Source organism: Blastomonas sp. CCH9-A1 (assembly GCF_001557175.1).
In the GTDB taxonomy this organism is placed as follows: domain Bacteria; phylum Pseudomonadota; class Alphaproteobacteria; order Sphingomonadales; family Sphingomonadaceae; genus Blastomonas; species Blastomonas delafieldii_A.
The window spans coordinates 61,534-85,667 of the sequence record NZ_LSHM01000030.1 but is presented as its reverse complement, the minus strand read 5'-3'; the positions used below and the strand labels follow the sequence as shown (position 1 = coordinate 85,667).

At 61.1% G+C, this 24,134-nt stretch carries 13 protein-coding genes; 9 read left to right on the top strand and 4 right to left on the bottom strand.

The genetic code is table 11. From position 1 onward, the window contains the following. Positions 1-447: 447 nt before the first annotated feature. Positions 448-1,635, bottom strand: coding sequence for a DNA cytosine methyltransferase (locus AX725_RS08350; RefSeq protein WP_196490515.1), 1,188 nt, complete (start codon positions 1,633-1,635; stop codon positions 448-450). A gap of 289 nt (positions 1,636-1,924) precedes the next feature. Between AX725_RS08350 and AX725_RS08345 the strand changes: the two genes are divergently transcribed. Beyond that, positions 1,925-3,160 (top strand): hypothetical protein, encoded by a 1,236-nt coding sequence (locus AX725_RS08345; RefSeq protein WP_155645848.1) that lies wholly within the window; start codon positions 1,925-1,927, stop codon positions 3,158-3,160. Positions 3,161-3,163: 3 nt separating this feature from the next. After that, positions 3,164-4,567, top strand: coding sequence for a DEAD/DEAH box helicase (locus tag AX725_RS08340; RefSeq protein ID WP_081097022.1), 1,404 nt, complete (start codon positions 3,164-3,166; stop codon positions 4,565-4,567). 198 nt (positions 4,568-4,765) lie between these two features. Here AX725_RS08340 and AX725_RS08335 read toward each other — a convergent pair whose 3' ends face one another. Beyond that, positions 4,766-7,987 carry a phosphoribosyltransferase-like protein gene (locus AX725_RS08335; protein ID WP_202185043.1) on the bottom strand — a complete coding sequence of 1,074 codons (3,222 nt, stop codon included), beginning with the start codon at positions 7,985-7,987 and terminating at the stop codon, positions 4,766-4,768. Positions 7,988-10,442: 2,455 nt separating this feature from the next. Here AX725_RS08335 and AX725_RS08330 point away from each other — a divergent pair. The 5 genes from AX725_RS08330 (at position 10,443) to AX725_RS08305 (ending at position 17,165) form a co-directional block, all read left to right on the top strand. Then, on the top strand, positions 10,443-10,880 hold the full coding sequence (locus AX725_RS08330; RefSeq protein WP_060979918.1) for a ferritin-like domain-containing protein: 438 nt from the start codon (positions 10,443-10,445) through the stop codon (positions 10,878-10,880). A 91-nt stretch (positions 10,881-10,971) separates the two neighbouring features. Beyond that, positions 10,972-13,137, top strand: a complete 2,166-nt coding sequence (locus tag AX725_RS08325; protein ID WP_060979917.1) for a catalase — start codon at positions 10,972-10,974, stop codon at positions 13,135-13,137. 736 nt (positions 13,138-13,873) lie between these two features. Then, positions 13,874-15,148: a glycosyltransferase gene (locus AX725_RS08315; protein WP_066112454.1), complete on the top strand. Its 1,275-nt coding sequence runs from the start codon at positions 13,874-13,876 to the stop codon at positions 15,146-15,148. A 23-nt stretch (positions 15,149-15,171) separates the two neighbouring features. After that, on the top strand, positions 15,172-16,395 hold the full coding sequence (locus AX725_RS08310) for a prenyltransferase/squalene oxidase repeat-containing protein (protein WP_060979914.1): 1,224 nt from the start codon (positions 15,172-15,174) through the stop codon (positions 16,393-16,395). Beyond that, on the top strand, positions 16,392-17,165 hold the full coding sequence (locus AX725_RS08305; RefSeq protein ID WP_060979913.1) for a formyltransferase family protein: 774 nt from the start codon (positions 16,392-16,394) through the stop codon (positions 17,163-17,165). Before AX725_RS08310 ends, AX725_RS08305 begins: the two co-directional genes overlap by 4 nt. Here AX725_RS08305 and asnB read toward each other — a convergent pair. After that, positions 17,153-19,021, bottom strand: coding sequence for an asparagine synthase (glutamine-hydrolyzing) (asnB, locus tag AX725_RS08300; RefSeq protein WP_066045796.1), 1,869 nt, complete (start codon positions 19,019-19,021; stop codon positions 17,153-17,155). The genes AX725_RS08305 and asnB overlap by 13 nt on opposite strands. A gap of 186 nt (positions 19,022-19,207) precedes the next feature. Beyond that, positions 19,208-21,832 (bottom strand): TonB-dependent receptor, encoded by a 2,625-nt coding sequence (locus AX725_RS08295; protein ID WP_156443976.1) that lies wholly within the window; start codon positions 21,830-21,832, stop codon positions 19,208-19,210. Positions 21,833-21,953: 121 nt separating this feature from the next. On the opposite strand from AX725_RS08295, the gene AX725_RS08290 reads away from it, so the two are divergent. Together AX725_RS08290 and AX725_RS08285 are read left to right on the top strand one after the other, a co-directional pair. After that, entirely contained in the window at positions 21,954-22,676 is a 723-nt protein-coding gene (locus AX725_RS08290; RefSeq protein ID WP_066044159.1) for a response regulator, read from the top strand. Then, a complete protein-coding gene (locus AX725_RS08285; protein WP_066044161.1) occupies positions 22,673-24,043 on the top strand; it encodes a sensor histidine kinase in 1,371 nt (456 codons plus the stop codon). The genes AX725_RS08290 and AX725_RS08285 overlap by 4 nt, the downstream gene beginning before the upstream one ends. Positions 24,044-24,134: the final 91 nt, after the last annotated feature.

Here is a 24,134-nt window from a genome sequence, read left to right as displayed (position 1 = left end):
CCGGCAGCAGTTGCCTGAAGAGCGGTCGTTCCCGTTTCAAAATCGATTTAGGGGAAACGGACATTAATTCACTTCCAGATTCCATTTCAATTCGATACCTTTTTTAGATGGCACTACCTGCAAGGGTTGCGCGTCACGTAAATGGCTTGAAACTGATTCGGACAATTGCGCAGGATTACCGCAAGCTTCGGGGGTAACAGTCCGGATGGAATGTCACGCGGTTAATCCGCGAAGCAAGGGCCAGAGTTTCAATCTGGATGACAGACCGAAGCTGAGCGTTGAGCGAGGCGGTTTTCCTGCGGAGGGGTCTCAAGCTACCGAGGTCAGCACCTCTGTACATGTCCGTCGGACAAATTCACTGACATCGCGAAATCCACCCGCCTGTAGCGGCCAATGCGCAGCCAATCTTGATCGGCCAAGGCTATATTGGGTAACATGGTGCGTTGGTTATGCTGCGAGCTTCGTAGACTCATTGGCTGTCGGATCATCAGGCTCTAGGGCCGCGCTCTGCACCAAATGTTTGGCGACCGCCCCGGCTATGGCCCACGCCACCGGCACTGGCACGGCGTTCCCAACCTGCTCATAATGTTTACCCAGACAATTGCCCGCAAATTGAAATGCGTCAGGAAAACCCTGCAACCGCGCAGCCTCGCGCACCGAAATGGTCCTGTGCTCAGTGGGGTGTACATAAGCGCCCCAATGGGGATCACACTTCGTCAGCAGGGTGGAAGCTAAGCCATTTCGAGACAGGCGACCGTAACGTTTGGTATGATCGGACAACTTCGCCCGCTGCATTCCTGCAGGGAGCAGATCCCGTGGGATATCCCGCCAGTTTCCGCCTTCCGGGACATGAACAATACGGTTCAGATTCACCTCGGTCAGCTTGTGGCAGACATGATTGAATACCGTCTGCGTTCCGCTCCGCGCCATGCGCTGAAATTCTGAAAAGGCCCGCGAACCGCCCCGCGGCACTGCACGTTCACCACCGCCATTAGGTATTTGAGGTAAGTCGCCGATCGCTTTATGCACTGTCACCAAATGCTTAAGGCCCTTGCGCTGCCCCGCCTTAATCTTGCGCGGGTCAGCCGACAAGTGGGTCGGCTGGGGAAGCAGCTGAGCCGGTGCACCAATTCGGCTGGCAACGATGAACACCCTACGGCGCACTTGCGGTGTGCCGAATTCCTCCGCCGATAGGATTTTGACAACGGTTTCATAGCCGAGCGACTCGAGCTCGAATTGGATCGTTTTGATCACGCTGCCGTCGCCGATCGTCAGAATGCCCGGCACATTTTCCATGATGAGCGCTTTTGGACGAAGGCCTCGCACAATGCGGAGGTATTGCTCGAACAGCCGGGCGCGTGTGCCGATCTCTGTTCGCTGATGGTTGTTGTAGCTGAAGGATTGGCAGGGCGGGCCACCGATTAGGCAATCCAGCTCTCCTTCCTTCAGGCCGCACTCCCGCAACACCGTTTCGGCGGTAAGCAGAGAAACTGGGCCTTCGAAAAAGACCGACTCCGGAAAGTTCAGCCGGAAGGTTGCGCCGGCATCCTTGTCAATGTCATTTGCGCCGACAACGGCCCATCCGGCATTGCGGAAGCCGACCGCCAGGCCGCCTGCGCCGGCAAAAAGATCCACGCACCTTGGAGCACCGCCACGAGGAGCTTTCGAAGGGGGATAGACCTTTAGTTGTTCAGATTCTTGCACTTTTTTAAATACCACACAGCCCCCGGGAGCCTCTTAATCCGCCAATACCGACGGGCAGGGCGGAGGAACAAACATTGAACATCAGCGCCTAGATACTAGCGCCTGGTGCGCGGCCGTCGAGCAAAATCGTTCGCGCGCTTGACACGCCGTCTGCGATTTGCAATCAGTAATACCAAGATTGCTACAACTTGCTGTAGCAAGTGAACGGTCGGAGGCTGGCATGAGTGATGCACCTAAGAATTTGAAACCGCGTCCACGCAAATATGTCGAGAAGATCGGCGGGCGGGATTGGGAACTGGAAGAGGCCGAACTCGACATTTATGATGGCGTCACGCTGTGGTCCGACAATCCGCGGCTCCAGACCCTGCTGCCAGCCAGCGGCGTCAAATCCGAAGCGCAGCTTGAGGCCGCACTTCAAAATTCGCGTGGCTACGATACACTGCTCAAGTCGATCGACGATATCGGTCAGATGGAGCCCATCTATGTTCAGCGCTTCGACGACACTGCAAAGGCTTTGGTGCTGGAGGGCGCAACACGCCTCACCATCTTCCGCCAACTCGACCGCAAGCACACCAAAGGGCTGAAGGAAGGCAAGTTCCGCCGCATCAAGGTCAAGCTGCTGCCGCCGGAATTCAGCGAGCGCGAACGTACCATTTTGCTCGCCCGCATCCATGTCCGCGGCACGGGCGTCAGGGACTGGGGGCGCTATGTTGAAGCGAAGTTCATCCACGATGCAGTCGTCGGCAACGGCCAGGACGCCGCGATGATGAACGTCACCGAGATGGCCCAGCACATGGAAAAATCGGTGTCCTGGGTCCAGAGGCTTCGCGACGCTTATGCCTTCGCGCATGCCTATGTCGACTATGTCGATGAAGCCGATGGTCAGGGTGAAAAGATCGCAGCCGAAAAGTTTAGTGTGCTCGAGGAGGCCAGCAAAGCACGCGTCATCGGTTCCATGCTACGCGATTATGATAATCCGAATTTCGACGCATTGCGCGCCGATGTCTTCGACATGGTGCGCAACGAAGCCTTCAAGGAATACCGCGACGCCCGCTTTCTGAAAGAATTCTATGATGACCCGGAAAAGTGGGAACAGCTCAAGTCCGGCGAGAAACATGTCGCGAGCCGGCTCGCGCTCGAGATCAAGTCGAACTCGAGCAGCGTCAAGGCGAAAATCGCCGCCCTCGGGCAGCAGATCAGCCGGTCGCTCGATCGGGATGAAGGCGACCTATGCGAGGAGGATGTGGCACTCCTCTATCAGGCCGCGGTTCAGATCGAGCACCGCATCCTGCCCGACGTGCGCCCTTTCCGGGTTGCTTTGCGTAAATTCACGGCATCGCTAAGCGAGGCCAGCATGGCCGATATGAAGGCCCTCGATCCGGGCGAAGTCGCAGAATTCCGCGAAGCGCTGGAGTATTTCGACCAGCTGTACGCGAAGCATGGCAAGGCCGCCTAAGCCATGGATGTAGAACTCATGGAGCATCAGCGCGAAGGCGTTGCCTTTCTAATCAAGGGGCGCCAAGGCCTGCTCGCGTTCGAACAGGGCCTCGGCAAGACCCTTGTGGCGATCGACGCGTTCCGTCAGCTCTTGGAGCAAGGCGGAGCCGACCGGATGCTAGTCATCTGCCCCAATTCGCTCAAGCGCAACTGGGTGGCGGAGATCGAAAAGTTCGCGCCCGGTATTGCCGTCGAGATCGCCGAGGGCACGCCGAAGGAGCGGCGCCGGACGTTCACCAACTCCACCGCTGCCGTCGTCGTGACCAGCTATGAAACGGCGAGGGTCGAGGTTACCGCGGTGCTCTCGTTGGTGGACCGCAGCCGGACCGTTCTCGTGCTCGATGAGTCCCACGCCGCCAAGAACTGGCAGTCGCTGACCTCGACGTCAATGCGCCATTTTTCGCCGCGCTGCGAGTACCGCTGGCTGCTCTCTGGAACCCCTGTGACGAACACGCCGGCCGATCTGCACACGCAGATCGAAATCATAGCGCCAGGCGAACATGCTTTGGGGTCGCTTGAGTCCTTTCTTGCCCGCGCTGAAGAAGATCCATCGGCGGCGTTCGCAAAGCCTGTTCTGGACCGGCTTGTGCTCCGGCGGACGAAGGAGGAATGTCTCGATCTCCCGGACAAGATGTTCACCGATGTCGTAGTCGAGCTGCCAAGCTGGCAGCGTCGCCTATATAACGAAATGCGCACCCAGATGGTCTGTTCCATCGAAGGTATGTCCGGCGATGAGTATCGGGCGTTCGCTTCGACGGCGCTCGCGCAGCTCACGCGGCTTAGCCAGCTCGCGAGCAACCCGGGCCTGCTGTTCCCGGATTCTGCGCAAACGCCGGCCAAATTTGAGGTTCTCGACGGCCTCGTAAGCGACATCCTGTCGGTGCCTGGGCGCAAGATCATCATTTGGTCGACGTATGTGCGTAATATCGAAGCGCTGGTTGCGCGCTTCGCGCAATATGGGGCTGTCGCGATTTACGGCGGCATCGAGACCGGAGAGCGGCAGGATGTCGCCGCAGCGTTTCAGGGTGACCCAAATACACGCGTCCTCATCGCCAACCCGGCGGCCGCTGGGACGGGGTTCACGCTCACGGCAGCAAGCTTCACGATCTATGAATCGATGTCGTGGCGATATGACCACTACGCACAAAGCCAGGACCGGAACCACCGCATCGGGCAGCAACAGGCCGTCAGCTATCTTCGGCTGATAGCATCCGACACGATCGACGAAGCGGTAGCGGGCGCGCTCGAGCGGAAGTCAGGTATGGCCCGCAGCCTGCTTTCTGATCCACAGGCCCAGCACTTGCTTAGCCAGCTCAGCCCTCAGCAGATGTGCAGCCTCATCGCCAGCAACGAGCTGCCGGAGTGACCAGATGGCAGACCGGCTCTCTCCCGCGCAACGTGGCGCGGCACGGCGTCAATAAGCGGTCTGCCAGAAATCAGTCAGAAGCGGGCATACAGGATCGGAAACTGGTCGGTCCGCACCCAGAGGAATTAATTTGGAGGCTGAAGGTCCGAGAAATGTCGGATCCATCTGACATTCACCGTGGGTCAACGGCACTATTCCCTAGTGGACTGCGCGCGGAAATAAAGGGCGCCACGATCGGGTTGCTTCAGCGTGTGATGGCGAGTGCAGGATCGGCAGCGTGTTGTTTGGACAGTTCACGGGGAAGCTGACAAGCAAGCCTTGAGAGCCAAAGCCGAGCGGATTGTGTGGGTAAATTAAGGTGCCGAGATCTTGGCATAGCGCCTTGGCCCGTTCCTTCTCGTCCTGGTTAGTCCAGATGCCGAGTTCGCCGGTAAAGGCTTGATCGCGCGGCCCAACCACATTGACGTACCGCAAGTCGAAATGAAGCCAGTTAAATGCGCTCATGGCTTCCCGGACCATCTCGTCACCCTCAGGCGTGACCACGACAGCCATCGCTATAACGGGTATGCTAAGCTCGCGCAGCAAGGCCTCATTGGCACTTATGAAGCGGCTCAAGTTCTTGGCAAGCGAGCGACCGGTCGCGACCAGGTCGTCTAAAAAGAGCAAGCTCGCAGGCTTAAGCCCGGCACTCATCTTTTCTCGCACTTGTTCGGAGAAATGGTAGGGAGATATAATGCTCTTCGCGGAGAGCCCATTCGTCTCGGCATAGCGGGACGAGTAGAACTGACCGCTCTTGCCTTCACCATCTGCATAGGTAAGCAGCACGTCCGACCGTCGATCAGTTCGTTTGCGAATCACAAAAGTCGGAAGCGATGGCCGAATGAAGCTGTGCAACGTCTTGAGCGCTTCGCGGATCTCTACGTCGCCATAGAAGCGCAGGTGCTGTAGGAGCTTAAACAGCAGGCGCTGCTGGCGATGGCCTTCGACCTGCTCGAACCAGGCGCGTACCTCATCGCTCGTGATCTCCCGCCCCTGATAGGTCGGCCAATTTCTCACCAACGCTGTGATCTCGCTTGACTGGACAAATGCTTCGTCCTCGGCGGCCTGCACGTGGTGTGCTAGCTCCTCGCCAAGCGCGTCTGCAATCAGCCGACTTCCCCCGACCTCGACCAGCCAAGCGCGAAAGATCGGCAGCACAAAGGCATATTGGCCCTGATTCTCGCGCAGTACCGATCGACCAACAAAGTTGTGTAGCACGGGCACGATCTCGGAATCTGGCAGCATCAACCCGTGCTTTTGAGCAAGCAGGTTCTCAATCGTGATTGGCAGGTTGCGCCGTGCAGCACGCGCCACAAGCACCAAGGTTCGGCAACGGCGTAAGATGTCCGGTTCGCGTTCATTCACCGGCTTATGGATGCCGTCTTGCCAGAGATGAGCGAAGGCGTTGGTGTCGAAGGCTGGCACTTGGGCGGCAATGGCCGAACGGACCTCCTGACCAGTGACGTCTGAGTCACGCTCGCGCACGCAGTCCTCGAATACGGCGGCGCACACGATTTTGGCGAAGAAGGGATTGCCATTTGTGACGTTGAATACTTCGGCAATCGCGTCTTCATGCCATTCGAGCACGTCGGTGCTAGGCTTCCGAACGAGAAGCTGAAAGTCCTCCCACTCAGCATCGCGCGAAAAATAATCGAGCGGAACACGGACGAACTTATTCAGCTTCTGACCTTGCCGATCCATTACGAACGGCATGTTTTCGCCGCCGACAAGGATTACGCAGACGTTGTCGCAGGTGGTGAGGGCGCGTATATTGGCGAAAAACGTCTCTGCAAGGTTGCCATGTTGGTAGAGTTCAGGGTGGATCTCGTCGAACTCGTCGATGACAATCACATATTTCAGTCCGGGACGGACTTTTGCCGCGATGTCGGCGAGGCGGGTGAGCGCGGCGATGCTTCCATCAAAACTGAGCGCCGGCGTCTGGACACCTGCGGGGAAACTGTCGATCATGAATTCGGCGATCTGTGTTCCCAATTCGCGTAGTGAGGCCGCCGGATCGGCATTTGCGATGGTACCCCACAGCAGATATTTTGACTCAATCCCGGGCTCTGGAGAGTGCTCTTTGGCGAACGCGACCGCCGCAAGGGCAAGGGATGTTTTCCCGACCCGCTTCTGGCCGGTGACATAGAAAGACTCCATCGGAGTCCGGAGCATCTTGTTGCCGAGCGCCTGGACCTTGTCGACGCGCCCGACGAACGTGTCGCCTTTGGCGACGTCGGTGCTGTAGGGACGCCGGTACGTCTGTGCTTGCCAGTCGATATCACAGCGCTGCGCGCTAGCCGTCACGATGACTTCGACTTGTTGTCGGCCTGCACCTCCCATCTCATCCCATTCAACGGACAGCAGAAACTCGACGGCATCGGCTTCCGTCATCACCTCACCATTGAACACTGCCGAGAAGTCGCCTGCGGCGACGCTTCCGAGCAACAGTTCCTCGGTGGCGAGCAAAAAACGTTCGGGATCAGTTTCGATCCGGACCGTTACGTTCGAGGCGATCCCCGGGCCAAGATTCCGCAGGGGAATCGCGAGCCTGATCTGGCGACCCGTCTCGCGGAAAGGGTAGCGCTTCTGCAATGCGCCGCCTTCGCTTACGCGAGGTACGATCTGAGCCTTGAAGCGCCCGCGCACGGAAGTGAGGAACATCTCAAGTGCCGCATCTGCGATAGCGAGATATTTTGAGAAATAACGCTTGGTCAAAAAGTTGGAATGTGAGGTGCAATAAGCCATCTGATCCGCGATTGCCTGCTTGCAGTCCGTCATGTTCGTCGGCAGGCCAGCGGTGTCCTTGAGCAGGCGCGCCAGCTTGTTGTTAACGACCTCAAAGCCGGCTCGGATCTGAGCTAAGTGTGATGGCGCACAGTAGGTCTTCAACAACGGATCGTTGAGCGTTCGGGCCAGGAGCTGTCGAGCGCCCACAATCGCATCTAAATCGGTCGCCAACGTAACGAAAGGCGCCAGCTTCTCCTCAACTCGCCCGTGAACGGTCCTTAAGACCTCGTACTTCTCAAAGGTCTGCCTTTTCTGCGAGGCTCCAATAAAGTTGGCGAGCTCAGGAAGGGTGCGCTCCACGATCGTCACCACAGGGCGCTCGATGGAACCCTTGCGCGTGCTGCTAACCATTGAATCGCGAGCCAGGCAGCGCAGCAGAGTCGCGGCCTCAAGCGACTGTTGGGCGTCACCTTGCTCTGCCAAGGCCTCTATCGCGTCGGCCAAGCTGCCACTTTCTGGAGGGTTTGGCAACCGCGCGAGCAGAGCCTGTCGAAGGATCGTGCGAGCGTCCTTCTCTTTACCCTCGATGTCGAGCGCATCCTCAAGTTGCGCGACTAGCCGTTCAACCTTTTCCAGCCCTGAACTTACCGCCACAAGCGCTTCCAATCACGTCCGTCAATTACGTTAAACCGCAAAGGTGGCATCGGGTCCAGATAAAACTGTCGCTGATTCATTGTGGACCTGATTATAGCGCTTTTGCTTTTACCTCGACTATTCGACGCACAATAGAGCGCTTGGCGCTGATCGGCATTGGCACCAATCGTTTTGTTTTGTTGCTGGGGCCGTGGGCGATCAAGTTCGCGAGGTCTGCCAAGGGACGCAGAGAGTGCCGACATGAACGAACCGTTTGGAAACGATACGGGGGCAAGCCTGTCAATGGCGATTTGCTCTGCCCGATCATCGCCAGTGACCCTTTCGGCCTCGTCGTAATCATGCGCAAAGCTCAGCGGACACCATGGCCATTTTTGTCGACATGGAATGAGCGGCAACCTCAGTGGGAATACTGGCCGGGATAGGGCGACATGCCGGACCCGGGCGAACCCAAACCGAAAGACTGGGGAGTGATCGACGAGCGTTTCGTTATGGTCGATTACGGCAACGTTCCATGACCCTGTTTCCCGCATAGACCTTGGTGTTGCGCAGGGCCATTTGCCAGCGGGTTCACGCGAGCGTCGATCTGCAAGTCGAAGGTCGCGAGCGCCTGCTCGGAAGAGCATGGCAAGACCCAAGGATGGCTGAGCCATCCGCCCAGAGCAGCCGGAGCGCGACAAGGCGAGGGACGAGCCCGAAGGCATCGGTCCGATGCCGCCATGCCCGGACGCGCAATTGCGTCCGGGGCGCAGCAAAGATTACGTGCGAAGCGCGTAATCTTTGCGGTATTGCGCCTAGAATTATATCCCCTATTTGATGTTCGGGATCGGGTTGTGTTGCGCTTATTTCTCTTTTTTTTATGCCTCAACCACGGATTTTACTCCTGATTAAATGCCAACAAATTTTCGGAAAATTGTTTGTTGGATTTTCGTCAAATTCATTTTGAGGTTCGAAGCAAGGTATCTTGGCAATTGTTGGCATTTCGTAGAATCGTTGTTGTGCAATTGTTGGATTTTTGTAACAATATGGGTTTGCCGATCCATTTGTCACTAGGAGGTAATAGAAAAATCGAGTAAAAACAAATTGTTATGACGGAAAGTCGTGGGTTCGATTTGGTCGTCTTCGGTCGACTATCACCTAAAAAACGACGTCAATTGCCTCATGCGGTAGCAAAAATTTGGACAGACACACGACTGGAATATTTCTAAGAAGGATCGCCAAATATTTTGTGACGAAAATCCGTGAGAAATTTCGTCGAAGATTAAATTCGGTCAAATTCTGTGATGAGATCCAAAGCAGAAGATTTATCGATCACTCTTCAATGTGAGCCCCTTGGCAGGCGTAAACTCGAAAATTGTACAAAAATCCGGAATTTCCAAAAAAATGATTTGATGAAATTCCAACATTTGCAAAAAATGTTTTAATTCAATGGCTTGGGCTAATTATATTTGGCGAGCCTTAAAGCCCGATTCAAAAAGCCCGTTACGTGGCCAAATGTCGTGTAATTTCGCAGGTGAGCATGCGGATCGAGGCGATGTTGGGCAGGCGTGATCAACGTTGGCACCAAGGGAAGCCTTCTGTCTCCAATTCGGCATCGTCCAGTCCCCGTTCCATTAACTGCCTTATCACCTTCTTACGCCAGCCATAAATCTGCCAAGGCTCCAGTGCATGGCGCCGAGCGACAGAACTGACCGGCTCTCCGTCGTCTCGACAGCCGCTCTGAATCACAGCCTACTGATATCGCTTAACCACTTTTCTCTCGGGCTCTGATTAGCGGCGGCTCGTTCGCATCTGGAGACGCGGAGCGTTTTGGCTCGCCACAAACCCGCAATCGAGAAGGTCGAAGACGTGTCGTGCACGTGCTCGACAATGGCATGAAAACTGTCTCGATTGGCGATCATGGAGATCTATGCGGCGGCAAAAATCCGACGCGGGGCGAATATAGTAGACATCGCGGTCATCTGCCAAAGGCGTCCCTCAAACAAGGACTTAAATAAGGGCGAGTTTGCAGCCTTTGGGAATAGCGAAGGGCCTCTAAATCGGGGCATTGACCTTCTCACACAGCCGGCTAAACTGAATTCCGTCATCGAAGAAAACCCAAGGTTTTCTGATGCTTTCGAGGGCGGCAGATTGTGGAGCGGATTCCCGCTACCCGCTCCAGGGCCGCAAGTTTTGGAATGCTTGCGCTACGACGCGCTCATCAGCGTTTTTGATCCTGTCCTTGCGCACCTTCCATCAGCGTAAATCTAAAGCATCATCGTCGCTGCTATGCTCAGCATGGAAGCAGCAACGATGAAATGAGCAAACGCCTGCCCTTCAGAAAGCGGCTCATGGGGCGATGTGTTGCGGCGGCGGCTTCTAACGCTGTCGCGTGCCGGGGGAACGATCTGCCGAGTCCTGCTTATTGCTGCAAGTGCCCGCCGATTTGGCGCAGCAATAAAACAGGATGGAGACAGATATGGAAGCGACCCGCAGCACCTTGAAATCGCTGGTCGAGACGACCTTTGATTCGGTCGAAGGTTATCGCAAGGCGGCTGAGACCGCGAAGTCGCCGCAGCTCAAGGCTGTCCTGACCCAGCAGGCGCAGAAGCGTCAGTCGACGCTCGATACGCTCAACCAGGAGCTAGTGCGGCTCGGTGGTGATCGCGTGACGAGCGGGACGACCGCTGGCGGCCTGCATCGGCTTTGGGTGGACATCACGTCGATGTTCGAAAAAGGCGATGAAGCTGCGGCCGAGCGAGCCGAAGAGGGCGAGGATTATCTCGTCAAGAAGTTCGAGGCAGCCCTGGAGGTGCGCGATCTCGATCCGGCCTCACGGGCCGTGATCGAGAAGGCGTCTCTTGAAGTAAGGGAAGGCGAGCGCCTGACCGATCAGCTGGCGCACCAGTACGACTGATCCCAACCGCCCTTCTACCATCGCACACCCGGCGGTGCCCCGAGCGGGACCGCGGGGTGTGTCGTGTTCTCCCCTGACTGGAGTGCTCACAATGTCGGCACCTGACGCAAAAGACCTTCCTTCGCCCGCTACCCACAATGCTCTTGCCGACCATCAGCCCGGGGCAGGGGCCTCGCCCATTTCCGAAGCCGAGGGCAATGCCGGCGAGCTCCACCAGAATGTTCCCGCAGAGGCTGACCACTCTGCCGGGCAGGCCCATCTGACCGATAATTTCGGCCACCGGATTGCAGACAACCAGAATTCGTTGAAGGCCGGCGAACGCGGGCCGACCTTGCTCGAAGATTTCGTGCTCCGCGAAAAGATATTTCACTTCGATCATGAGCGGATTCCCGAACGTATCGTGCATGCGCGCGGTTCGGGCGCGCACGGTACGTTCGAGGTGACCAAGGCGATTCCCGAATGGACCAAGGCGGCGCTGTTTCAGAAGAAGGGGAATAGCTGCCCTGTTTTTGTACGCTTTTCGACCGTAGCGGGCGGCTCGGGCAGCGTCGACACGCCGCGCGACGTACGCGGATTTGCCGTCAAGCTGTACACCGAAGAAGGCAATTGGGACCTGGTCGGCAACAATATCCCCGTCTTCTTCATCCAGGATGCGATGAAATTTCCCGATCTGGTCCATAGCGTGAAGATGGAGGCCGACCGGGGCTATCCGCAGGCCGCCAGCGCCCATGATACGTTCTGGGACTTTATCAGCCTGATGCCCGAGGCCATGCACATGATCATGTGGGCCATGTCGGACCGGGGCATTCCGCGATCGTTGCGCATGATCGAAGGCTTCGGCGTCCACACCTTCCGCTTCGTCAATGCCAAGGGCGAAGGTAAGTTCGTGAAGTTCCATTGGAAGCCCGTGCTGGGGCTGGAGAGCACCACCTGGGACGAGGCGGTCAAGATTGCGGGCGCCGATCCCGACTTTCATCGTCGCGACCTGTGGGAGGCGATCGATTCCGGCAATTTCCCGCAATGGGACCTCGGCGTTCAGGTGTTCGACGAAGCCTGGGCCTCGCAACAGCCCTATGACGTGCTCGATGCGACCAAGTTGATCCCCGAGGAGGAAATCCCGGTCGAGGTCATCGGTCGGATGACACTGAACCGCAATGTCGACAATTTCTTCGCGGAAACCGAGCAGGCGGCATTCCTGCCGACCAACATTCTGCCGGGAATCGACTTTTCCAACGATCCGCTGCTTCAGGGGCGGCTGTTCAGCTATCTCGACACGCAGAAGTCGCGGCTGGGGACGACCAATTTCCACCAGATTCCGATCAACGCGCCCAAATGCCCGTTCCATAATTTTCAGCGCGATGGCCTGATGCAGACCCTCGTCCCGACCGGCCGCGCCAATTACGAGCCCAACAGCCTTGCCGAGGCAGGCGAGCATGGCGGTCCGCGTGCATGCCCCGAAACCGGGTTCACCTCCTTCAGGGAGAATGCGGAGCGCAACGATCCCACCGAGAAGCTGCGGGTACGCGCGGAAGCCTTTGCCGATCACTACAGCCAGGCGAGGTTGTTCTACCGGTCGCAGACCGAAAACGAGCAGGCGCATATTGCATCCGCGCTCGTTTTCGAGCTCTCGAAGGTGGAGATCGAACATGTTCCGCCGCGGGTGATCGCGCGGCTTCGGAATGTCGACGAGGACCTCGCCAAGCGGGTCGCCGACGGGTTGGGTATCGAGCTTCCCGGACGGGCGGCTGCAGCCAAGGCGCCGGTCGATCTTGGCACTTCCGATGCCCTGTCGATCCAGAAACAGGCCAAGCAGACCTTCAAGGGCCGCAAGATTGGTATCCTGTTCGACGAGGGATCGGATCGCCAGGCGATCACGCAGCTGGTGTCCGACATCCAAACCGCTGGCGGCACGGCGTTTCTGGTGGCGCCGAAAATCGGTCCGCTAAAGTTGAAGGGTGGGGAACTCAAAGCCAATGGCCAGCTCGCAGGTTCCCCTTCGGTGCTCTTTGACGCAGTGGTTGCCATGCTGTTGCCGGAGCGCGCCGAGAAACTGGCGAAGGATGTCGGTGCGGTGGCCTGGTTCGCCGATGCCTGGTATCACTGCAAGACCATCGGTGCCTGTGCAGGTACACGTGCGCACCTGCTGCCCAAGGCCAATATCGAGCCCGATGACGGGGTCGTGGATCCTGAAGGCTTTATGGCGATCGGGCCCGTCCGACACTGGGCGCGAGAGCCGAAGGTTCGCGACCTCGCCTGACTTTCGCTGATGCTGGCGGCAACCTGACGGCCATGGCGGGCTGGAGATCGTCTGGCAGCAGGTCGCCGCAGGAGAAATTTGGCGCATGAGCCCAGCAATGGTTTCATGCGCCAGGCTCTGCCGATTGCGCGTTGCGGCGCAGCCTGAGGGCAAGCGGATTTCCAGAAGAACTGCGCTTGCCCTGTATGTTCTCTCGGCAGCTGCGCAGCACTGTTCCTGCGTACGCATCAGCTTTGCAGGCCGCGCCTTTTGATCGAGTATTATCGAATATCCGCAGATACGTGGATATTAAATTGCACAATAATTGTGGGACTGCAGTCACCTGATAGGTTTTTTCTATGCAGGCCATGGAATGATTTCTAATTTCTTTTTGCCAATTATCATGGAATATAATCCGGTTCCTGCGTGCCGGGAGGGATATCGTGTAGCTTGATATGGCAGCACAGGATCCCGGAGCGCGAATTGGAGCAGATCCATGGTGATGCCCCGGTGTTGCCGGGTCGCAGCTGGAGCAATCCGGGGCATTATCCATCCCTCAGATGCACCTGTCTGCGCCGCATGATTTGGGTCTTCACCGCCGATCACGCCGCCAGGTCGGGGCGAGCGAGGCCGGACACCAGACGTGCCAGGAAAAAGCAAAGGCTGACATGCACATCGAACCAGGCCTGTTCCCCGCTTTTGCCCGCAAACGCCAGATTGCCATCCTGGCCGCCGATTGCTGAGCGGACGCGACATCATGCAGCATCGCATCCTGCTCGTTGCGGGTTTTTTTCCGCCTTATTCTCCGCTGGGTGCGGTGCGTGCCCCCATGCTTGCGCGCTGGTGGTCGCAGCAGGGCCATGACGTGCGGGTCATTGCGCTCGAGAATCCGGCGGTTGCCGGACAGCTTGAGCACTGTCTGGCGCCCGAGGCGGTTCGCTACATTCCGTTCAGCCCCCCCGCGCCGGTGCTGCGCCAGGCTGCAGACAGTGCCAAGGTCCTGCTCGCGAAGCCAGATAGCCGCTTCAAGCCCCATATAGAGAGCTGCAAGACGCTGTATCGTCAGGTGGTCCACTTCCCCGACCGGTACCGCAAATGGATCAAGCCTGCCGTCGAGCACGCGGTGGCGATGGCAGGGCAATGGCAGCCGGACCTGATCTATTCCACTGCTCCGCCCCATTCCGGCCATGTCGTTGCCTGCCAGATTGCCCGGCGGTTGCGGTGCCCATGGGTGGCCGAGCTTCGCGACCTCTGGGCGGACAACCCGTATAATGACGGCCACCCGCTGTTCGAGCCGATCGCGCGTCGCTATGCCTGGACCACGCTGGCGAAGGCGGCAGGGCATGTGGTGCTCACTCGCGGCTCGGCCAAGCGTGTTGGCCGCGCGCTCGGTCGGCCGGTGACGCTCAGCTATAACGGTTTCGGTGCAGACGATTTCGCCTCGCTCGACAGTGTATCTGCGCATGATCCGCACCGGCTGACCCTGGTCCATGCCGGGATAATCTATGCCGGGCAGCGCGAACCGACGATGTTGCTGGCCGCACTTGCAAAGCTTGACGCTTCGGCCCGGGCGCGAATTCGGGTGATCTTCTTTCACGACGAGGAATCGGCCGTGCTGTCGGGCGCTGCGCATCACGGCGTTTCGGACTGTATCGAAATGCGAGACCCCGTTCCGCGGCCCGAAATCCTGAAGCTGGAGCGCGAGGCCGATGCGCTGCTGCTGTGTCGCTGGAACGACCCCGCCGAGGATGCGATCATCCCGGGCAAGCTGTTCGAATATATCGGTGCCCGCCGGCCGATCCTTTCGATCGGCTCGCTCACCGGCGAGGCCGCGGACATCGTGCGTGCAGGTCCCTTTGGCGTGGTGATGACCGATCCGGACGACATCGCGCGCCAACTTCTCGCCTGGCTGGCGCAGAAGGACGCCCATGGCGGCCGACTGCCGGATCTGCTGGAGGAGCCGACCCGCGCCTATCTTCGCGAAACCCAGTTCCAGCAGGTCGACGCGGCCATAGCCGACATCCTGCGTTAGCCCGGCTTTAAGTCGCCCGCCTTATGGACAGGACCATGCTTGCCTCGGTGAAGATCGCTGCCCGTCACGCTCTGGATTGCCGGCCCTGGATGGCCGGGCATGGCGCCTATCTGCTGCATCAGGTGAGCGGCAGAGGTCCGCTCGACGAGGCCGGAGCACTGGACGATGCGGCGCTGCGCGCTGCCGCCGGCTGGCTCGCCGTCGCGCAGGACAGCCAGAGCGATGGTGGCTTTTCCGGGCGGTACAAGCTGGCGAGCGGATGGTCGTCCAGCTATCCCGAAACCACGGGCTATATCATCCCCACGCTGCTCAAGCTGGCAGACCATTGGGGCGAGCCGCAATGGCGTGATCGTGCTGCGCGCGCGATCGATTTTCTGCTCGGCCTGCAACTGGCCGATGGTGCCTTTCCCGGAGGCGAGGTGCTGGAGAACCGTACCAGGCCATCGCCCTTCAACAGCGCGCAGATCCTGCATGGCCTCACCCATTGGGCGCGCAGCACAGGCGACGGCCGGGCTGCTGCCGCCGCTGCCCGCTGCGCGGCGTGGCTGATATCGGTGCAGGATGCGGATGGTGCCTATCGCCGCCATTTCTATCTCGATGTCGCTGCAACCTATGCCGCGCACCTCAGCTGCTGGCTCGCCGAATATGGCGATGCCTTTGGCGACAGCGCGGCGCTGGCCAGCGCGGAACGGCACCTGGACTGGGTGCTCGCACGGCAGGACAAGGCGACCGGCTGGTTCGATCTGGCGGGCTTTACCGAGGACCAGCATCGCGACCGCAACGCCTATACCCACACCATCGCCTATACGGTGGCTGGCGTGCTGACGACCAGCCTGATCCTGAAGCGCCAAGACGGCATCGCCGCGGCGCGACAGGCCGCCGAAGGGATCATGCGCCGGCTGGAACTGTCGCGGCGGCTGCCCGGCGTGCTCGACTGGCGCTGGCGCGAGGTCGAACATCCGCAATGCCTGACCGGCAACGCCCAGATGGCGCTGATCTGGTTTGCGCTGACAAGGGCTGACGGCGACTGGCGCTTTGCCAATGCCGGGTTCAAGGCGCTCGACCTGGTCAAGCATGCGCAGCTTCGCGACAATGTAAACCCTGGCCTTGCCGGTGGGATCGGCGGATCGGACCCGGTCTGGGGCAGCTATATTCCCAAGGCGCTGCCCAATTGGGCCGCGAAATATTTCATCGACGGCCTGCTCGAAAAGCGCAGGCTTCTTCAGGAGGCCGCTTCGAACCCGTGAGGATCGCGCTGCTCACCCACCGGCACTCGCGCAAGGGCGCGGTGGTCGCCTCGGCGCTGGCGGCGCGCGGAATTCGGCCAGCGCTGATCGTCTGCGAGCAGCCCCAGATTGCGCCAGCCACGGCGCGGCTGCGCGCGCTGATCCTGGAGCGCGGGCCCGGGGCGCTGACCGACAAGCTGCTCTCCAGGCTGTGCGGCAAGCCCCAAGCAGAGCAGCCGCAGGCGAGCGCATCGGGCCTAATGCGCGATGCCGCAGGCTATGCGGCGCAGCACGGAATCGTGTGTCTCGACCTGCCCGATCTGGTTTCCGCCGCCTCGCTCGACCGGCTGCGCAGCGAAGCCATCGACCTGATGATCCATGCTGGCGCTGGCATCTTGCGCGCGCCGCTGCTCGGCATCCCGCGCCTCGGCGTGCTCAATGCGCATATGGGGGTGCTGCCGCGCTATCGCGGGATGAATGTCGCCGAATGGGCGGCCTGGGAGGGCGGCCCGCTGGGGGCGACATTGCACTGGATCGACCCGGGCATCGATACCGGGCGGATCATCCGCATCGTTCCGGTCGCGCGCCAGGGCATCGGCAATATTGCTGCCCTGCGCAAGGCAGTGGACGAGGTCCAGATAGCCGCGCTGGCCCAACTGGTCGCGGAGATGGTGGCGAGCGGTCAGGCACCGACGGCCGAACCGCAGCGGCGCGAGGATGGCCGCCAGTATTTCACCATGCACCCGCAAATCGCACAGCTGCTCGAGCAGCGGCTCGCTCAATCGGCATAGACCGCGCACCAGCGGTCGAACATCGCGATGCCCCAGAGCTGCTCCAGCGCGCGCCGCTCGTTCCTGCAGGCGCGCGCGACGATCGGCTGCAGGCCTTCCAGCGATATCCAGTTGTGGAATTCGCGGCTGACCGGAACATAACCGCCTGCATCGCGCAGCCGCTCGGCAAACCAGGGGAAGATCGGCAGCGGGAAGCCCCGCTTGGGCGCCTTCAGCACCGCATCGGGCAGGCGGGTGGCGACAAAATCGCGCAGCACCGCCTTGGTGCGGAACTGTCCCGGCAGGCCGATCCGGGCCTCGATCGGGGTCGACTGGCACCATTCGACCAGTGGCAGGTGCAGAAAGGGCACGCGCGTTTCCAGCGACGCTGCCATCGCCATCTTGTCGGCCTTCATCAGCAGGTCCTCGACCAGCCAGGTGCCGAAATCGGCCTGCTGGCTCTGCGCCAGCGGGTTGACGGAGTCGGCAAGCGTGTACCAGCCCTGCACCAGATCGAAGCTGGGTACCATGTCCGGCCCGCGCCAGAACGCAGCCTTTTCTGCGTCGCTGATCGTCCAGCCGATATGCGCGGCCATGCCCCGGCGATAGGCGCCCGGTCCGCCTTCGGCCATGGCGCGAAAGATCGAGGCGCGATCGGACGAAACGAGCCGCGCGGCCAGCCGCAGCAGCGGACGGGGCACATGACCATAACGGCGCGCGACCTTGGCCAGGGTCGCTAGATCGGCTGGCCGGGTATAGCCTAGCAGCAGCTCGTCCGACCCTTCGCCCGACATCGCGACCTTCACATGGTCGCTGGCCTTGCGCGACATCACATACAGCGCAGCGCCGGTCGCATCGCCATAGGGCTCGTCAAAGGCGCGTACCACATCGTCCAGCGCGTCGAAATAATCGGCCTGCGCCATGCGGATTTCATGATGCCGGGTGCCGAAGCGCTCGGCCACGGCGCGCGCCAGCGGCAGTTCGTCATCGGCGCCGGCGCCATCGCCGCTGATCGAGAAGCTGTGCAGATCGCGATGGCCAAGCTCGCTCGCCGCGGCCACGATCGCCCCGGAATCGAGCCCGCCCGAAAGAAACGCGCCAACGGGCACGTCGGCGGCCACGATATGGCTGTCGACCGCCGCGAGGAACTGGTCGGCAAATTCGCGCGCATAATCGCGCGATGGATCGAAGACGCCAGGGGTCAGGTCGGCACGCCAGTAGGTCTCGATGGTCTGGTGGCCATCGCTAAGCTTGCGGCGCAGCAGCTGCCCCGGCCCCAGCTTGCCGATGCCGGCCCAGATCGTGCGGTCGGGCGCCATGAAGCGCATCGAGAGATAATCCCACAGCGCCTGCGGGTCGATTGCGGGGCGGCCGGGCAGGGCGGCCAGGATCGCCTTGATCTCGCTGGCAAACAGGAATTCGCCCTGATGCTCCGCGATATAGAGCGGCTTGATGCCGATCTGGTCGCGCGCGAGGATGAGCTCGTCGCTGCGCGCATCGTGGATGGCCACCGCGAACATGCCGTTAAGGCGCGCAAAGGCCGCGGTGCCTTCGGCATGATAGAGGTTCAGGATCACCTCGGTGTCCGAACGCGTGTGGAAGGCATAGCCTTTGGCTTCAAGCTCGGCGCGCAATGCCCGGTAATTGTAGATCTCGCCGTTGAACACGATGGTGACGCCATCGGGGGTCTTCATCGGCTGGTGCCCGGTGCTCAGATCGATGATCGCCAGCCGCCGCATCGCGAGCGCCAGCCCGGGCGCGAGATGCACACCATCATCGTCGGGACCGCGATGCAGGATCGCTCCGTTCATGGCTGCCACGCGCCGCGCCAGTTGCTCGGGAGGGTCAGCGCAAATCAGTCCAACAATGCCGCACATCGTCCGGAAAATACCACAGAAAGAGTTAGCAAAGCGCTATTCCATCGATGTCCCGCGCGGCTCAAATAGGAATGTGCACCTGGCAATGATAGCCGATCCGTTATCTCGCAGCCGCGACGCAGTTGGCTGTCGTTGGCAAGTCAGACGCCTTTGGACGACGGTTCGCCCGGCAAAGCATGCGCCGGATCAGAACAGTTTCCGCAGGCTGAAGCTGAATGTCCGGCCCAGAGGATCGAGATAGGCCGGCTGGTAGCTGAGCGGCACTGTCCCGGCGTCATCGCGGACTTGCGGCCGGGTGTTGAACAGGTTGGTTATCCCGATCGACGCCCGCATCCCCTTGAGCCAGCGCGGTGCGGTTTCGCCTCCGAAGCGCTCGGCAAGGTTGGCGAACAGGGCGAGATTGACCACCGCCAGATCATTGAAGCGCAGATCGCCCGCTGCCGAGCCCTGTTGGGCAATGCGGGTGCCGCTTCGCCAGCTTGCGGTCAGGCGTGCGCCGAGCCCGCGCTTGAAGACACCCGCCTGAAGATCGATCTCATGACGACGGCGACCACCCAGAAAGTCGACCGCGCCATCCTCCAGCAGGTTGAGGACCGGGACACCCGGCCGCAGCGCGATTTCGTCCTCGAGATACCAGTTGTGATAGAGGCTGACAAAGAAGCGGCTGGTAAGGTTGGAGGCGCCCTGAAACGTGGCGCTTCCCGGCTGCGCGCGCACCATTTCGGCATTGGGGAACAGGCGCCGCGCCTCCGCCTCGCTGGTGACGACGCGGACCTGGGCATCGCGCATGAAGTCGGGCACCTCGCCGAGCGGACGGGTGAAGTTCACCCCCCAGCGCAGCTGCTGCTGGCGCGCGGCGGCAAAGTTGATAGGCCGTGAGTCGATCCGCAGCAATTGTCCGGTCGCGCTGCGTGCAAAGCGTTCGGGAAATGCAGCCTCGACCTGCGGGGTGACGATGGGGAAGGCGGCAATCGGATCGTCGGTGCGGGTGCGGACATAATCGATGCTGAACGTCAGATCGGTTCTGGCGAGCGGGTGCAGATTGAGGCCGAGCCGAACAAGCCGCCGGTCGTCGTTGCGCAGTGCCGCGTTGCCACCCGTAATCCGGGTGAGATCGACGACCTCGCGGCGGGCAAAGTCGAAGGTGCGGACATTCGGCGTCACCAGAACCGGGCCGCCCAGCTGTTCAAGACTGGGCGCGCCCTGTTCGTGCGTCACCGATGCAACCAGGTCTATCCCCTTCGCGGGCGACCAGTTCAGGCCGAACCCATAGGTCCATAGCGACCCGGCGTCGGACAGGCGCTCGAACGCGGCATTGCCGCTCAGGGCGAGATGGCCGAGCGGCGAGGCCTTGCCACCGGCATCGCCGAGCAAGGGCAGGCCAAGATTGATCTGCGCTGCCCCCCGATCGCGCGCAAGGTCGGATCGAACCTCGTTTGCCGCGAATTCTGCCCGGCTCGAAAACTCCCTGAATTCGGCCCCCAGACGCAGACTGGCGGTGAACGGCCCGGCAGGCAGGGTTGCAAGCGGACCGGTGGCGAGCAGATCGACATTGGCCAGCGTATCGGTCGATCGTGCGGCATCGCGGCGGGAGCCGATGCCGCTCCTGTCGGTCACTATCTCGCTCTCGATGCGGTCGAAATTGCCGAGCGCCGACCATTGCCAGCGGCCGCTCTTGCCACTGAACGTGGTGCCGAAATGCACGAGTGAACGGTCGCTGTCGCGCTGCAGCACCCGGGTGCCGTCTGCGCCGAGCAGGCTGTCGTTGCGGCTGATATCGATGCGGCCATTGAGAGTCGCCGCCACATCGGAAAGCACATGCCCGCTCAGAACGCCCGTCAGGGCAAGGCTCTCGCTCTCGGGCAGCAGGGTGCGCGCTGTTCCCAGGTCCGGCGCGGCGGCAAACTGGCGGATATCGCGCTGGCTTTCGAGCAGTTGCTCGGCGTGACTGTATGTTGCGCCCAGCGCGATCCGCGTGTCGCCAGCAAGCTTCAGGTAATCGGCATTCGCGATCCAGCTGTCCCGTCCGCCTTCGCCTGGGACCAGCGCGCTGGCCTGGCCGACGCGCGACTGGAAATTCGCGAAGGTGACGATGTTGACGACCTTCTGATCGGCCCGAAAGCCATATTGCAGCGCCACTTCCTCCGGAAAGATCTCCATGCGCTCGATGGCTTCGGCCGGGATGCGTGCGATTTCCGCAAAGTCTGCAACCCTGCGCCCGTTCAGCAAGGTCACCGGCGCGCTGTCCCCGCGACCCCGGTTGCTGGCCGTTTGCGATCCGATCGTGTCGAGCACGGCGGCGATGTTCTCCGCGCCGAGCGCCCGGATATCCAGCTGGTTGAAGGTCCGTTCCGCCGGAACATCGCTTTCGATGGCACCGCGAGGCCGCTGAGAGGAGACGACGATCGGCTGCTTGTCGACCGGTTCTCTCGGAGAAAGCTGATCCGACCCGCTGTCCTTGTCAGGCGCCGGCGGGACCAGGTCCTTGAATTGCTCCTGCAACCGGCGCGCAACCTCGGGAGGGACCGGCTTGCCATCGGCACCGAGAATCCTGATCTGAGGTGCCGGTGGCTTCGCGCCGTCCGGCCTCTTTTCTGCTTCCGCTTTCAGTTGCTCCTCGATCTGGCGCAGCAACTCTGGTGGAAGCGACTTGCCGTCACCACCCATGATGACAGGTTTGGATGGAGCCCCATCGCTAGGCGGCGCGTTGCCGTCCGATGCTGTCAGTGGCGCGCTGATCGGTTGCGCAGCGAGCGCGCCTGCGAGGGTACAGACCCATAGGCCGAGAAGGGCAGTTGCGGGTGCTTTCATGTTGGTTCTCCGGCTTGCCAAAGCAGGAGCGAGGAGAAGCACCTCCGGGTAACGCGATGATGGCTCGCGCGTAGCCGGTGCTGATACGCGAATGCTACAAAGCCGTGCTAGGAGCGCGGAGATGGAGCCACTGACCGATCCCATGAGCAGCATCCTGGTCGTCGACGACGACGCCAGTATTCGCGACGCGATTGCCGATTTTCTCGGTGCGCACGGCTATGCGGTGCGTGCCGCTGCGAATGCCGCTGCCTGCGATCGCGCGCTGTGCGAGGCACCGGCCGATCTCATCATCCTGGATGTCATGATGCCGGGCGAGGACGGGCTTTCGCTGTGCCGCCGCCTGGGCGGTGGGGACACGCCGATCCTCATGCTGAGCGCGCTCGATGCCGTGACCGATCGGATCGTCGGGCTGGAAGTCGGCGCATGGGATTACATGACCAAGCCTTTCGAACCGCGCGAATTGCTGGCGCGGGTGCGGGCATTGTTGCGCCGGCCGTCTGCCGATCGGTCGGACCAGCCCCAAACGGCCCAGGGGCTGACCTTTGCCGGCTGGTGGCTCGATATCGAGCAGCGGCGTCTGCGCGACCCGGCAGGACGGGCCCTGATGCTGACCGAAGGCGAGCATGCGCTGCTCGCGGCGTTCGTGCGCCGCCCGGGGCGCATCCTCAGCCGCGATACGCTGCTCGACCTTACACGGGGAATTGATTCGGCGCCTTATGACCGCGCGATCGATATTGCTGTCAGCCGCCTGCGCCGCAAGCTGGCCGAGGCCGACAAGACGGTGCTGATCGAAACCGTGCGCGGTGTGGGATACCGGTTCGTTCCGGCGGTGCGTCCGGCATGAAGCGGGCACCCAGCGCGCTGGTGGCCATCGGCGGCTTCGGGGTTGCCGTCGCCGCGCTGAGCGTGGCCACCACGGCCGCGATCGTGCTGGCGGCTCCGCCACCACCATCGATACGCATGACGGCGATCGATGCGATCTCGGCGCTGCGCCAGCCGGTCGACGGCTTCGAACGCAGGGTCGATTCCGCCCCGCCGACAGGCACCCGCATCTCCATGTTCGAGCTGCTGATCGCGTCTCGCCTGGGCAAGCCCGCCCACGATGTGCGCGTGACGCGCCTCGACAGTGCCGAGCCGGTATCGATCCGGTTTCAGATGGTGCCTCGACCCTCCAAGGCGCCGAATGCGACAACCAATCTGCCTTCCCCTTTCATTCTGCGCCAGAGCCGGACGGGAAAGATCGAGATCGTCGATCCCGGTGCGATCGATGGCGCCTTGAGTGCGGCCCTGCTGGCCATGCCGCTGCCGGCCTATACCGCCAGCGTGCGGCAGGCAGATGGACGCTGGCTCGTGGTCGAGCCGGTCCAGCCCTTTCTGGGCGGCTGGCAGCGCAGCATCCTCATCGCGCTTGCGGTCAGCCTGCTTTTGCTTGCGCCGCTGGCATGGATCTTCGCGCGGCGGCTGACGCGCCCGTTCCGCGCGCTGGCAGGCGCGCTTGAGGATCATGCGGCGCAGATACCCAAGGAGGGGCCCCGCGAATTGCGCGAAGCGGCGGCGGCGATCGCGGCGATGCAGAACCGCCTCGCCATCGAGGCTGCGGAGCGCGCCAGGATGCTGACTGCCATCGCGCATGACCTGCGCACGCCGCTCACCGGTCTGCGCCTCCGCATCGAGTCCGCGCCAGAGCCGCAGCGCGCGCGCATGGTGGCGGATGTCGAGCGGATGCAGGCGATGATCGACGAAGTCCTCAGCTTTGCGCGCGACGCTGCTGCACCTGCCGAGATCGTGGATGTCCGCCCGCTGCTCGCCAGCATCGCGGCGGAAATGTCGCAGCCGGATGCCCCGATACGGCTTCTGGCGAGCGACACTCCGACCGTCCGGGTGCCTGAGCCCGCCTTCCGGCGCGCGATCGAGAATCTGGTCCGCAATGCGATCGACTATGCTGGCGGCGGCGTGATCGCGCTGGAGCAGGACGAGCGCCAAGTGCGGATATCGGTCAGCGACAATGGCCCGGGCATCCCTGCGACCGATCGCGAGCGGCTGATGCGCCCGTTCGAGCGCGGCGATGCATCGCGCAACCGGGGGACAGGCGGGGCAGGCCTGGGCCTCAGCATCGTGCGCGACTTCGTGGCGCAAAATCGCGGCGATTTCACCCTGTCCGATGCGCCCGGCGGCGGCGTGATCGCAATCCTGCGCCTGCCGCGCGTCTGAGCCGCTTCGGGTAGATTGCAGTTCGTCGATGAATCATGCCCTTTGCGACTTTCGGAATTGCCTTCGCAAACCGGGTTGTTAACCTCTGCCA